The organism is Sphingobacterium phlebotomi, from assembly GCF_008180195.1.
GTDB lineage: Bacteria > Bacteroidota > Bacteroidia > Sphingobacteriales > Sphingobacteriaceae > Sphingobacterium > Sphingobacterium phlebotomi.
The window spans coordinates 85,138-99,723 of record NZ_VTAV01000003.1; the positions used below are offsets into that span (position 1 = coordinate 85,138).

Below are 14,586 nucleotides of genomic sequence, written 5' to 3' on the forward strand. Positions count from 1 at the left end.
GATTTATGATTGTCTATTGTAGCAAGTCATCTTCCTTCATTAGGGGCATATCTTGGTTATAGATAGCTACCCCGTTCTGATCTTTTATCAGTAGATGGATTTTATCGATAGTTTGTTCCGAAAATTCTTTTTGTATATTGATATATGCCCGTTGTCTGGCCATGTTTCCTTCCAAGTTACCGCTGATGGTCTTGCTTCCTCCCGTGATGGTATAGCTTAAACGCTGCCCTCGAATGTTATTGTCACGCGTGATGACCAATACGTCCCGAGCACTTATTTTGAGTGGGAAAAAGGATAATGCCGGTGGTAATGGTTCCGGTACGCCTGGCGCAATAATCCGAAAATCTGGAGAGGCTCCCGCCCAGTCGGGTTGGGCGTCATTTCCGTTGTATTTTACGGCCAGAAACACGAAGTTTTCCATTTCATATTCGTCTGTCACCCCGAAATAACTTTCCGGGATAATATCTTTTTTGTATATCCCATTGCCGATATGCCGAAAGGCTGTTTTTTCTCTAATATCGGGCAACCAGGCCTGAAATTCCTGCTTCGCGTCCCAGTCGTTCAGTCCGGCATGCAGGTGTACGCTAGCCGGAGCCGGTAAGAAGTCTGGTACCAGGTTCGCGTTAAACAGGATACTGAGCGTACTGCCCAATTGGAAATCAGACGGTGCAAAAGCAAACTGTTCACCACTTTCGACAAAGCTTTTTACGGCATCCTGTTTAGGAAAAGATAGGGTGCCCGTCAGTTTATTGGCGTCGATGTCCCGTAGCAGGAAAAAGAAATTTTCGGTATTCGCCCATAATTGTTCAACGGTCATGCCGAAAAAATCGGTCGGTGTAAAGGTAATGCTCCATACCCTTTCGCCGCTATAGGTCAGGGGGATAGGGGCTCCGGTAGGGTTAGTGGGCGCCCATATCCACAGGTATAGTGGCTCACCGTCACTAAGTTGTTCGGCACTGGCGAAATCAAAATTCCAGGTAACCGGTTCATCCATAGTATATACCGAAGGCACCGTCCACATACGGTCGGGATCAGCGATAGCCTGCTGCCCTTTGGCAAACGGAGCCATGCACATCATCCCCATAAATAGTATTAAAATTAGCTTGTTCATATTCATTTCAGGTTAAGGTCTGTCAATTGATAGAGGTAAGAAACATAGGGTACGCCGGCTTGGCTTCGTGTAAGCTTCAATTCCATCTGTGGCGATGCTCCGGGCATACCCACGACGTGTAGCTTTCCCGTTAAGATGGATTTTTCGGCGTCACGGTATAGTTGTATTATCGGTGCGGAGCCATCGGCCATCGGAAACGGATTTTCCAGTTCCCAGAATCCGTTGGTTTCAAATAAAACAGGTGCATTTCCGGTAACTTGATAGATGGTTGGGATACCATCGTCATCGGTTTCAAGAACGATCTGTAACGTGTTAAAATCAAATTGATTATAAAGGCTCATTTCGTCCGGTTTGAGGCCTGCTATTTTTGCTGTCTCGTCAATCTGTTTTAGGTCGGTAAGGGTCCAGGTTCCCTGTAGTTTTTCATAAAGGGTAATCGGCATTACATAGTCGCCATTGTCCAGTTTTGTGCAGGCCGACAGCCATAAGATACAACTGTAGCAAAGCCATAAAAGACATTGTTTTGTACGCATAGTGTTCAAAAATTTATAAAGGTTAGACATTTAACTCGGAGCCAAGTTACCGCGATTATCAAGCGAAACCGAACGTCAGAAAATAAATATAAGTAATATGGCTTGATGTTCTTTTTAAGAAGCTTTAAATCAGCTTATTATTAAATTAGGAGGACTGAAAAATATAACTATTCAAGAACCGTCATCAGAGATTGTTGGTGCCTATTTTCATAATTTCTGCCTCAAATTCATCTCTTGATACGCATGATTTATTGCGATAACGGGACCGATAATTGTAAATGGTTGCCAGCGAATAGTGCAGGAACTCTGCAATTTTGTTGCTGTCGTTAATCCCAAGTCGTATTAGCGCAAAAATCCGTAATTCGGTGGTTAGTTTTTCGTTTGGTTTTAACATGACTTTTTCGCCGTCGGGCATGAGGTTATTAAACTGCTGGACGAAATCGGGAAATAAACGGAGAAAGGAATCATCAAATTTTTCGAAAAATGCAGTACGTTCTTCGTTGACGACTTGGGTAGATTTAATCATCTTCACCAATTCGTCGGTGTTGCCCGTTTTAGCCTTATTAAAGAGTTTTTTCTGGTATTTGTCCAACTTTTCGATGTAGAGTGAGCAGAGCTCTAGAAAATGACCAATATACTCCTCCTTAATACGGTTTGCTTCCCCCAGTGCAATATTCTTTTTCTGAAGTTGATCATTCGCGATACCGACCTCCTTTTTAGCTTTGGACACCTTTCTAACCTGTAAGACAATAAAGAAGATACCCACCATCAATACGACGGACAATAAGCTGATCACACCAAGCTGTTGCCGAAGTTCTTTTCGTTGGGCATGCTGGTTTGCTTCGTAGGCCTTATTAATGACCTGTAGTACCCGTAAGGTCTGAAAGTTGCGGATACGGGCATTGTAGAAGTTGGCGTCTTCCATACTTTTCAAAATATAGCGATTGGCACGTTCCAGGTCGCCCGCCGCGTAGAGCAGCTCTGCCAATTCGCGCAGTGAAGCATTTTCCATGATATTTCCACGGATATCGGATATGGCAGATAAGGCTAAATGCGCTTTACTTGTTTTGGTATCTTGGCGTGTGCGGTATAAAAAGCCGAGCACAGAGTTGAGTATGGAGTAAGACCGTGTACCAACGGCTACATTCGGTAAATGAAACTGGAGTATCTTTTCGGCTTTTTGCCACTCTCCGTCATTAATCTGTTTAATACCATAATACGTGATATAATCATGGGAGTCTCTGGAAAGACTTTGTAGAAACAATTCGTAATAACGATCACGGGCAGCCGTCATGGCCGTGTCCGCATATCCGTCATCATAATATTCCAGCCAAAAGGTGTGTGCTTCGTAATACGCTTTATAGTAGTTTGTCCGTTGTTGTTCAGAAAGCTGATCGACTTCTAAATCTTTTAAATACCCCAAAGAGGCGTCAAACATGGCTATCTTAAATAAGATAGAAGCCAATTGTATTTTACTGTCGTTGACCCATTCCTGTTTTTGGGATGCCTCCGCGGTTTGCAGCTGATGTATCGCGTATACCTTAGCAGAATCGCAGCGGTAGTAGGCATAGGCTTCTGTAATCCCCCGGATAAGTTTATAACGTTTTTCTGTCCCGAGGCTAGCGTCAGCAAGTTCACGTTTCAGGTGATCGATATGCGTTTCCTTCTCGGCTTGATACTGGTCGCTTTTTAGGATTTCCCGATCGAGCTGGGATAACAACGTCGTCAGCCTGTCATTTATACTATTGGCCAAAAGGTTGTTTACTCCACCCCATAATACCATCAAAATCGCTATGTAAAATCGCATAATTTCTCTCAAAAAGTTCCTTGAACTGATTCATAGCGGCCTGGTCATGATATCGGTAGCAGCTATCTCAGAAGTAGCAATACAAACATAATAAATCTATCGGTATATAAGGGAGTCCTTCCTTTTTTTACTTCGTAATCGGCTTCAATCTTTTTTTGTCCTCTTTTATACCATCCCGCTGAATCTTCACAAACGCAATTAGCGCCACAACCGCAATAGCTATCCACAACAGGTCAAAAAACAAAATATCCGTCTCGCCACTGATAAACGTCTTCCAAATCCAATTACCCCCATAGATCCCGTTTACCACGGGAATGCACAACCCCAATATGGCCCCTGACAAGAGGGTCTCTTTATTGGTAGCCCGAAGATTTCTTCGTGCCACATAAAAAATCGATAAAACCAACCAGCTATAAAAATAGACGGAATAGATAAATTCTTGATTCACTTCCGGATAAACCTTAACCGCGATAAACGTCAGTGCCGTTACGGGCAGCATGGTCAGACATATCGCCACAAAGACATTGCTTGCCCAGAAGTTGAAAACCCGTTTTCGCTTAGGCACATTTTTCTTATCCCGCGCTACCAACCAGATCAAGATACCGGAGATGATAACAATACAGCCCATGATACCCAAAATAAAGAAGGTAATCTTCACCGGGTACCCCCCGAAATCGCCAAAGTGTAAGTGGTAGATGATACTCGAGACCTTATCCTTGTAAGAAGATGCCGTATGCGGATCCTTCTCATAAATCAAAGCATGATCGTGAATGCGATATATTGCCTTTCCCTCACCCGAAAAATTAAGCTTCGGATCCGGTTTCGCTTGTACAATCAGGTGCATGCTTTCATCGCCATAATTTTTGATGAAGATGCGGCTAAAGGTACTGCCCCCCCATTTTTGTTCCAGTTCCGCGAGGTACGATTGCATGCTGAAATCCTGATCGATAGGCTTATACAAGTATTCATAAGTTGCACCGTCCGAGAAACCTAAATCCGCATAAAGCGCTTGCTCTTTGCCCTCGTATAAGTAATTGCTAAGCGGTTTCACGAGCACCCAATTCACGATCAGAATAATACCAGTAAGCGCAAAGATAAACTGGAAGGGGAACCCGATGACACCCAGTGCAGTATGCATATCCGTCCATACCGTTTTCCATTTGCTCCACGGTCGGAAAATAAAAAAGTTGGATACAATTTTATCCCAATGCAACAATAATCCAGTAATCAATGCAAAGAGAAAAAGAAAAGACACTAATCCAGCGAGTGTATATCCAAACGGCATACCGATCCGGATAGGAACTTGATTTAGCTGTGCCAGGAAATGCAAACGATATAGAAATTCACCCATATCGTAACTTTCTGCGTACGTACTCGCCCGTTCTTGATGAAAATCATAGTAGAAGAACGTGGCATCGCCACCGCCACGCCGTCCACGTCGTTGCCCTTCTGCTGGTGCTTGCTGAGGTTTGCTTACCGTCGTATCCTTGGATACGCTCATGTTTACCGAAGCCCCAAGCGAATGGGGCTGCAGGTAGAAGGCGATGTCACGCCCTTGCAGGTTATGCGTCTGCCGGAGCGAATCCAGCAGGAAATCAAAGTCTTTCCCAACCCCCTTGTTCGCCTCATACGAAACCCCATGTTGCCAGGCGCGCATCTCATGCTTGAAGAAAGAGAACGAACCCGCAAAAAAGATCACATATAATAAAGCACAGATAATAATACCACTGATCGTATGTGTATTGAAATAAATATTGTAATTGCGTATGTTCATGGTTAGGCGTGTAGAAAATGGAATAAGAGGTAAAAAACGACGGTCAATACGGTATATATAAGCCAGACCCACCAACCGTTCTTTGCCAGAAAGGCATATAAAAGAAGAACAGCCCAAAGTACATAGCCCGATAAATAGGCAGTGATAACGATATCCTTGTTCGCGAATATACAGGTGAGCATTAAATGAAAGCTCAGCATCACAAGATATCCCCCTACGAAACCGCCGGTGATTTTTAGAAAGCGCTGGAAAGGACTGCTTAAATATTTTTTATTTGCAGGCATGGAGAAATGAACTAAAAGATGAAGGTTTCGAAAAGAATAGATAAAACAAAAAGTACCAATAGGTGTTTCCAGTGCAGGTACTGCAAAGGATTAATTAATACAACGATACAGAGTGCCGTCATGATATAACCACCAAAGGCAAAAGTCCCTGATCCGAACCCTTGATCGATGATAACAACGATCCAGGACAGCGTGAAAAGTATGCCAGCTATTATTTTAGCATTTTTCGTTGATTGTGCCAACCGCAGAAAGCCCGGCGGAACCTTGCCCAATTTCGCTTTTTTGGAGGTAATATACAGGATGTAACAGCCGACAAAGAGTACCAAGAAGAGTAAACTATACATTTGTTATTTAGATTTGATTTAAATAAATGCAAAGATAGTTTATTTCCGAAAAAAAGCAACAAATCCTTATTTTTTTAACGAAGCCACATATTCAGAGGGTGACATTCCAAACTGTTTTGCAAAGCTTCGGGCAAACTGTGCCGACGAATTAAAACCGGTGACGGATGCGATCTTTAAGATCTTAAAATGTCCTTCCGCCAGTAACGAGGCAGCATGTTTCAACCGCGTGATAGTAATGAGCTCATGTGGCGATAAGTTCGAAATAGCCTTTGTTTTCCGATAAAGGGTAGATCGGCTCATGTGCATAACATCGGCCAGAAAATCAACATCCAAAGTCGTGTTGGACATGTTTTTGACAATGGTATCATTTATCTTTTCCAAGAAAGCTTCATCCGCTTTATTGTAAGCCATACTTTTGATATGAGCTAGGGGAGATTGCGCGTAGTGGTTTTTAATTTTATCCCTTACCGTCAGGAGATTTACAATTTGAGTCAACAGGTGACCTGGCGAGTATGGTTTTTCAATGTAGGCGTCCGCACCGACCTCTAATCCTTCGATTTTTGCCTGCAAACTATTTTTCGCGGTCAATAACACCACCGGTATATGGGCATGGTTGACGTTCTGCTTGATAGAGGCGCACAGTTCAAAGCCGTCCATTCCCGGCATCATCACATCGCTGATAATCAGCTGTACACTCACTTCTTCCAATAAATCCAAAGCGGCTTGTGCATTATTGGCCGTATAAACGATAAAATCTCTTTTGAGGATGTTGCCAGTAAACGCTCTTACCTCGGGATCATCTTCGACCAGAAGAATAACAGGGAGATTAGGCTCTGTGATACCTAAATCTATCTCGGGCATCGCTGTTTCTTCGACAGAGGAAATCTGGCGATCGATCGTGTACTGCTGTTCCTGTTGCCGCGGTAGGGAAAGTATAAAACATGTCAGTCCGTTGTGATCAGGATGCAGGACCAAGGTGCCCTTATGTAATTCGGTAAGCGATTTGGCTAAAGAGAGACCTATACCAGATCCCGTTTTCGTTTTGGCACTTTCTAAACGATAAAATGGTTCAAATATTTTCTCCCGGTACTTATAGGGAATCGGATCGCCGTCGTTCATCACGGTAACTTGGAATGTCTCCTCCTCTGCGGAAACGGTAATGCGCACCGTTGATGAGGCGTACTTCAGCGCATTATCGACGAGGTTGGTCACAATTTTGGTCAATGCCTCCGCATCGGCATAGACCAGCAAAGGGTCATGTCCTACGGTCATGTTCATGACAATCGCCCTTTCATCAATCGCGGGTTGAAAACGTACACATATCTCGTGAACCAGTGCGTGTACATCCAGTTGAACAAAGCTGAGGTTAAATCCCTTCTGCTCCGTTTTTCTAAAATCCAATAACTGACGCGAAAGCTCTAAAAGTCGGTCTGTATTCTTTTTCATAATTGTCAGATGCTCGTTGAATGACGAGGAATCAGGGTGCTGCTGTTGGAGCAGATCTTCCAACGGGCCATTGATCAACGTAAGGGGTGTCCTGATTTCATGGGTCACCTGTGTAAAAAAATTAATCTTAGAGCGGTATAACTCCTTCTCTTTTTGTGCCTCCCAGCGCTCTATTTTTTCACGATGCCTGACCAACATCTTTTTATGGTAGTGGCGTATGATGATCCAGATTAATCCCGCCAGTAGCAATGCATATAAAAGGAATGCAGATGTACTTGCCCAAAAGGGCGGTACTATGATAATCTCCAACTGCGTAACCGGGTCTCCGCCTTCACCGCTGTTGGAGGCTTTGACCAGAAAGGTATATCTACCGGGAGAAAGATCCGTAAAATAGACCTTTCTATTGGTTTTGAGATGCGTCCAATGCTCGTCGATACCCTCCATCATGAACGCATATTGAATCATATCGGGCGCGGTAAATCCCAGGGCAGCAAAATCGATGCTGAAGTTCGACTGTGTATGGTTTAATTTTATGGTTTGTGTAAAATTAACCGGGCGCTGCAGTGGCGATCCCTCCACACCTACTTCAACCTCTTTATTGTTAATTTGAAAACCGGTAATATAGACTTTAGACATCGCGTTATTCTCCCGGAAAGATACCGGAGAAAAGCAGATCATGCCCTTCAAGCTTCCAAAATACATGGTTCCGTCCTGATCTTTAAAAGCAGAACCATAATTAAACTGGTTACTCAGCAAACCGTTGGATTTGCTATACGTCCGTATTTTGCCTGTCGCGGGGTCAAACTGTACCAGCCCCTTTCCCGTACTGATCCATAAATTCTTTTCGTCATCTTCCAGTATCTTATAAAAGGTATTTGTCGGAAAATTATCTTCTGCAGTATATCGTCTGAAGCTGGTTGAGCCGGGATGTAGGACACAAAGACCGTTTTCTGTCGTCACCCACAAATTACGGTCACTGTCCATAAACAACCCGTTGATCTCATTGCTACTGATGCTGGAGGTATCCTTCGCGTCGAATAAGTAAGCCCCAGATCGATTTGTGTGTCGGTTATAGAAGTACAGCCCATCCCGAAGCGTTCCGGCCCAAACGGTACCGTCTTCTTCCTCCAATAAAGCCGTATAATGCTTGTTGCCGGGAACCTCGTTTAACAACATAAAATCATCTGTATCAGCATGGTATCGATACAAACCGAAAGCGGTACCCACCAATAGTCCGTTTTGCTCCGTGTTAAGCAAACTCTCTATAAAATTATGCTTGAACTGATTCGGTGCGGGACCGGCTTTATACTTTTTTATAACCTTGGAGGTATGGATATCGAGTACGTCCAATCCGTGTTCAAAAGTTCCTATCCACAACTGGTCCCGGTATATTGCCAAGCCATGGATGTTGGAATGTGAAAGCCCATTATTCGCTGTCGTAAGGTGCTGAAAGGTATTCTTTTTAGGATCGAATTTGTTCAATCCGGCATCCTCCGTACCGATCCAAAGATTTCCATTTTTATCTTCCACGATCTCCCGCACGGCGTCGCCTTGAATACTATTCTCTCCCGATTTGGGAAAGTAAGTGGCAAAAGGCGTGTATTGGTTCGGGTAATAGCTCAATCCGCCGAAATAGGTGCCGCACCAGATACCACCTTCTTTGTCCTTTGTTAAGGTATAAACCGCATTATCGGAGAGCGAATAGGGATTATTGGTGCTATTTTGCAAATGGGTATACTGTTGATTTTTAAGATGATAAACAAATATACCCGACTCTGTTGCCATCCAGTATTCACCATCTCCTGTTTTTAAAAAGTCTCTGGCGAAGACGAGTGATTTATCCACATTTCTTATCGGGATATCGGTGGATCGCCGAGTCGTCAGATCAAACAACTTAATACCTTGGCCTGATGTAGCTACAAATAGCTGACCATCGCCCGTGTCCTCGATATTTTCTATCCAGCGGGTTAATACTTGGCCGGCGTTATTAAAAATATCAAAACTCTCGAATCTGCCGGTGTTGTTTATGTAGCGTTGTACAAATCCGCGTGCAGTAGAAACCCATACTTCGTCATCCTTGGTGATGGTAACCGAGGTAATTTCACCATACTTACCATGTTCGAACGCAACTAGTTTTTGCTGTTGGGGATTATACCGTTGTAATACATTGGCTGCCACAAACCAAATATTCCCCTTCCGATCCGCCTGTAAGCTGGTAATATCTTTGTCTTTGGTTTCCGATACAAAGGTAAAGGTATCTTGGGTAGGGTCATATTGATAAAGACCTTTTAGTGTCCCCACCCAAAGAAATCCGTTTTTATCTTCCAACAGTGAATGTATAAAATTATGACCAAAACTACCGGCTTGCTCCGGATCATGCCGGTATACCCGAAAATGATAACCGTCAAACCGGTTGAGACCATTTTTGGTGCCGAACCACATAAAACCGTATTTGTCCTGTAAACTACACATCACGGTATTGTGCGATAATCCATTCTCTACATGGTACTGTCTGAAGTTATAGGACTGACCAAATAACGGTAGATTAATCCATATAAAGACACCCAGTATGCATACGGTTTTGATCGTTCGTTGGTAGCAGTTCATCACAGACTAAATTTTAAGCAAAATATGCAAAAGCTTTATAATTCTGCTTAAATAGCCTCAAAATAGGCATAATTGATACGTATTGCATACATTTTGAACCAATACGTGCTTCGATATTAACGTACTTCGCTGTTACCAATTTTAAATTTATAGTCACATGAACAAGATCATTATTGTTTTTATCGTATGTATGCATGTGTTTGCCTTACATGCACAGATTACAGGAACCGTCCGAGGGAAAGACGGCCCCTTAAACGGTGTAGCCGTTGCGGTGAAAGGCAGCAGCACGACCACACAAAGTGACCAGGGCGGTCATTTTCGTATTGCTGCCGACCCGGCTGCTGCACCGGTGTTGGTATTTTCGCATATCGGCTACCAGGCGCAGTCGGTTACCGTAACCGATGCACAACCACTGCAGGTGACCCTGCAGGCGACGAGTACAGATCTGGACGAAGTAGTCGTTGTCGGTTATGGTACCCAGCGTAAACAGGACCTCACCGGCGCGGTGTCGGTCGTGAAAGTCGCCGATGTACAGAAAAGGCAGGCCACGACGGTCGCGGAATCCCTTCAAGGCTTAGCCTCCGGTATCCGGGTGCGCGGCGGCGGACAACCGGGTTCGGAAGCGCAGATTCAAATCCGGGGTTTAAAAAACTTCTCCGGTACACCACCTTTATACGTGGTTGATGGACTTATCACGACGGCCAACCGGGATTTCAATCCGAGTGATATTGAATCCATCCAGATCCTGAAAGATGCGTCCGCTGCAGCAATCTACGGCTCGCGGGCAGCAAATGGGGTGATTATTATCACGACCAAACAAGGACAGAAAGGCCCTGCACAGATCGAAGTCTCGGCGAGGTCTTCCCTGCAGACGACTCCCCGGTATGAGCTGGCAAAGACCGAGGAATTTGCCCGCTTAAACTACATGGCTTACGACAACGCGAATGTTCCCCGGCAGGATCTGGACATGACCGTGGACACCGACTGGCAAGATGCGGCTTTCCGTACCGGAAAAGTGCAGGATTATACGATGAGTTTCTCGGGCGGTAGCGACGCAGGGAACTATTTCATCTCCGGCGGCTATTTCGACAATGAGGGCGCCGTTATCAGTACGGATTTTAACCGGTTTAATTTCCGGGTCAACACCGTGAGTAGGAAAGGCATTTTTACCATCGGCGAAAATTTAGCCATCAGTAGCGCCAAAGTCGACGAAATGTCGGGCAACCCCTATATTGATGTGCTCCGTTTATTGCCCACGATTCCGATCTATAATCCGGACAACCCCGGAGGCTATGGCTACGGTGACGAACGCCGTGCGCGAACCTTCGGTTCAAACCCGGTCGCTATTGCCGATCTGGAAGATAGAACCAATGCGAATCTCCGCATCCGCGGTAATCTTTTTTCGGAACTGCAGCTTCTGCCTTCCCTAAAATACCGCTTCAATCTGGGCTATGAAACCAGCCGGGACCATCACACGTTTTTAAGAAAGGCGGGCAGCTGGACCTTAAACCAGCCGTTGGATCCGTCGCGCTACCATGAGAACCGGGCAGAATCGTCGACGATCCTTGTCGAAAACACGCTTTCTTTCGAAAAGGATTTTAATAAACATCGGCTTAACGTGTTGGCGGGGCAATCCTATCAACGGGATCGCTATGCACAAATGTGGGGGACCAAGCTCAATATGCTGGAGAATCCTTCCGGAGGTTACTATACTGTGCTTGATCAAGGAAATGAGCCGCAAACGGGCGGATTCGCACGCCGGACGGATATCATATCCTATTTCGGTCGCTTTGAATACAATTACGCCGATAAATACCTGGTCAACGGTATTATCCGTACCGATGGTGCTTCCCGCTTTGGGAATAACTACAAATTTGGCACATTCCCCTCGATTTCCGGTGCATGGCGTATCAGCCAGGAAGACTTTTTCCAAGCCTCCTGGATCAACGATCTGAAGCTGCGGGCGAATTACGGTACCTTGGGTAGCAGCAACATTGGTCCGTACGACTATATTCCGGTCGTCAATACCTTTCCGACAATCGCGATGGGACCGGGCCAAGTGATCTTGCCGGGCGCAACACAGGTCCAGCTGGCCAATCACGATCTTCGTTGGGAGACGCTCATACAGCAAAACTATGGCTTTGATGCGGCGTTCCTAAATAACCGGATTAACGTCAGCGCAGAATATTTTATTTCCAAAACCAAGGATGTGCTGCTCCAATACCCCTTATTATTGTCTACCGGAAACGACGGGGGTAATCCCTTTACCAACGGGGCTACGCTGAGCAACCGGGGCGTGGAGCTGTCTATCACGTATCAGGAGAATACAAAACCTTTCCAGTACAGTGTCAACGCCAATATCACGACGTTGCGTAATCGGGTAACTGATCTAGGCTACGGCCAAAACCGAACATTCTCGGGTAATACGGTTACGGAGAAAGGCCGGCCGATCGGGATGTGGTTTGTGCTCGAAACCGATGGCATATTCCAGAACATCGAAGAGATCAATGCCTATCAAAATGCGGAGGGCCGGGTGATCCAACCGAATGCACAGCCGGGCGATATCCGTTTCAAAGACCATAACGGCGACGGTACGATCACCAATGCCGATAAAACCATTGTCGGTGATGCGTGGGCAGATTATGAGGTGGGCTTAAATATGAACGCTTCCTATAAGCAGTTCTCTTTCAGCATGGATTGGTTTGGTTCGGTAGGGGCGATGGTGTTTAACGGCCCGCGGAGCGTAATGGACATGTTCTCCGACAATACGAACTACCGCGCCGGTATACAACCCTGGACACCGGAAAACCCGAATACCGATGTGCCCCGTGCGTATTACGCGAGTACGATCAATGCGCGGGGGGATACCGACCGCTGGTTGGAAGATGGCAGCTTTGTCCGTTTAAAATATATCGGTGTTAGCTATCGCCTGCCGAGCAGCTTATTGGACAAGATTTATTTTAGCGAAGCACAGGTTACGCTATCCGGACAGAACTTGCTCACGTTTACCAAATACACGGGGCTTGATCCGGAATTCAGGAATACCAATGTTTTCCAGAAAGGACATGATTTCGGGGTGTTCCCGAATCTGAGAACGGTTTCATTAGGTGTACAATTTAGGTTTTAACAATTATGACGATGAAAAAGATAGTATTTAGTCTCCTGATAACAGTGTCTTGTTTACTTTCGTGTGATAAAAGTCTACTCGACCAAGACAATCCCAATACCCTCACCGAATCGCAGTTCTGGGCGACAGAATCGGACGCGCAGCGCGGTGTGAATGCCATTTACCATATGTTTTACCAGCCCGGCACCTGGTCGCGGTGGATCTATTTCCGCTTGGACCTTACCTCCGATGAGGGCTTTAGCAAAAGCCCCTGGATAGAACTGGCCGACTGGACGCGGTTTCAGTATGTCAATTACAATTTTCTGGAGGGAAACGTTATCACCTACAAGGATACATATAAAGCGATATTCCGGTGTAACCAAGTATTGACCCATGTACCCACGATTGAATTTGCGGACGAAAACAAGAAGGCACAGCTGCTGGCCGAAGCGAAATTCCTCCGCGGTTTTTACTATTACTACGCGGCCCTGCTGTGGGAAAACTTTCCCATCGTGACCGCGTTGCAAAGTCCGACCGATGCGCCGGAGGCCAGTACCCTGGCGGATGTCTGGGCATTGGTAGAGACCGACCTGTCGGAGGCTGCGGAGGCATTACCGCCGCAGTGGAACGGGAATGACATCGGCCGGCCCACCAAGGGCGCTGCACTGGCGCTATTGGGAAAAACCTATATGCAGCAGCATAAATGGAACGAAGCGAAAGCGGCTTTAGATTACTTTTTCACCGGCGAGGGAACGCCCTATTATGATCTAGTGGCCTATCAAGACAACTTCCGCGCGGAAAATGAGAACAATAAGGAGTCTGTTTTCGAAATTCAGTTCTCCGATGCGCATAAAACCGTGGCAGGCGATGGTCCCAGCTCTGCGATGGGCAACAGCCGGGCGCAGTTTTTTGCACCCCGTTCGATCGGCTGGTCGGACGGACAGGCGCGCTATTGGCTGGTGAACGAGTTTAAGAAAGAAAAGACGGTGGACGGAGAAATCGATCCACGTTTGCGCTACTCCTTGTTTTACCCCAGCTTAGAGACAGATTTTGGCGATAAGATCTACGGCAGAAGCTGGCAATGGGATGCCGATGAAGCGTGGTTCCGGAAATATGCACGGGATTATAAGCAAAATCAGGACGATTACTTTAACGAGGTCAATAACCGGGTGATCCGTTTTGCGGATGTATTGCTGTTATACGCCGAAGTTTTAAATGAACTTAACCAAACCGCCAGTGCCTATCCATATGTGGATCGGGTAAGGGCGCGTGTCAACCTCGCACCTTTAGCAATGGCGCACGCCAATATTGGAAATGATAAAGACCGCTTCCGGGAACGGCTGAAAATGGAGCGCGCTTTGGAGCTATGTGGCGAGAGCGTCCGTTGGGCAGATTTAAAACGATGGGGGGATCTGGAAACGCAGGCAGGTATAGACCGTGTGGCCGAACGGGATCCAGATTTCAACAACTTTGTATTGGATAAGCATATACGCTTGCCTTTACCGGAGGTAGAAGTCGCCAATAACCCTAATCTTACAACGAACAATCCGCATTATTAACATTTTTTAGATATC

Annotated in this window: 9 protein-coding genes; 2 read left to right on the forward strand and 7 right to left on the reverse strand. The window is 45.7% G+C overall.

Features of this window, described 5'->3' with window-relative positions; all coding sequences use genetic code 11:
* Positions 1 to 13: 13 nt before the first annotated feature.
* The 7 genes from FXV77_RS06700 to FXV77_RS06730 all read right to left on the reverse strand — a co-directional run bounded on the left by FXV77_RS06700 (position 14) and on the right by FXV77_RS06730 (position 9,906).
* Positions 14 to 1,111, reverse strand: a complete 1,098-nt coding sequence (locus tag FXV77_RS06700) for a hypothetical protein (RefSeq protein ID WP_148918450.1) — start codon at positions 1,109 to 1,111, stop codon at positions 14 to 16.
* 2 nt (positions 1,112 to 1,113) lie between these two features.
* Positions 1,114 to 1,644 carry a DUF5004 domain-containing protein gene (locus tag FXV77_RS06705; RefSeq protein WP_187444038.1) on the reverse strand — a complete coding sequence of 177 codons (531 nt, stop codon included), beginning with the start codon at positions 1,642 to 1,644 and terminating at the stop codon, positions 1,114 to 1,116.
* Positions 1,645 to 1,828: 184 nt separating this feature from the next.
* Positions 1,829 to 3,451 (reverse strand): DUF6377 domain-containing protein, encoded by a 1,623-nt coding sequence (locus FXV77_RS06710; protein ID WP_148918452.1) that lies wholly within the window; start codon positions 3,449 to 3,451, stop codon positions 1,829 to 1,831.
* Between the two features lie 127 nt (positions 3,452 to 3,578).
* Entirely contained in the window at positions 3,579 to 5,225 is a 1,647-nt protein-coding gene (locus FXV77_RS06715) for a PepSY-associated TM helix domain-containing protein (protein WP_148918453.1), read from the reverse strand.
* Between the two features lie 2 nt (positions 5,226 to 5,227).
* Entirely contained in the window at positions 5,228 to 5,509 is a 282-nt protein-coding gene (locus FXV77_RS06720) for a hypothetical protein (RefSeq protein WP_148918454.1), read from the reverse strand.
* Positions 5,510 to 5,520: 11 nt separating this feature from the next.
* Complete coding sequence (locus tag FXV77_RS06725) at positions 5,521 to 5,853, reverse strand: hypothetical protein (RefSeq protein WP_148918455.1); 333 nt, start codon at positions 5,851 to 5,853, stop codon at positions 5,521 to 5,523.
* A 66-nt stretch (positions 5,854 to 5,919) separates the two neighbouring features.
* Positions 5,920 to 9,906, reverse strand: coding sequence for a hybrid sensor histidine kinase/response regulator transcription factor (locus tag FXV77_RS06730; RefSeq protein ID WP_148918705.1), 3,987 nt, complete (start codon positions 9,904 to 9,906; stop codon positions 5,920 to 5,922).
* Positions 9,907 to 10,063: 157 nt separating this feature from the next.
* Here FXV77_RS06730 and FXV77_RS06735 point away from each other — a divergent pair, with 157 nt between their 5' ends.
* Together FXV77_RS06735 and FXV77_RS06740 are read left to right on the forward strand one after the other, a co-directional pair.
* A complete protein-coding gene (locus FXV77_RS06735) occupies positions 10,064 to 13,033 on the forward strand; it encodes a SusC/RagA family TonB-linked outer membrane protein (protein ID WP_222867729.1) in 2,970 nt (989 codons plus the stop codon).
* A gap of 11 nt (positions 13,034 to 13,044) precedes the next feature.
* The gene (locus tag FXV77_RS06740) at positions 13,045 to 14,571 is read left to right on the forward strand and encodes a RagB/SusD family nutrient uptake outer membrane protein (RefSeq protein WP_148918456.1); all 1,527 of its coding nucleotides are present in this window, start codon (positions 13,045 to 13,047) and stop codon (positions 14,569 to 14,571) included.
* Positions 14,572 to 14,586 lie beyond the last annotated feature (15 nt).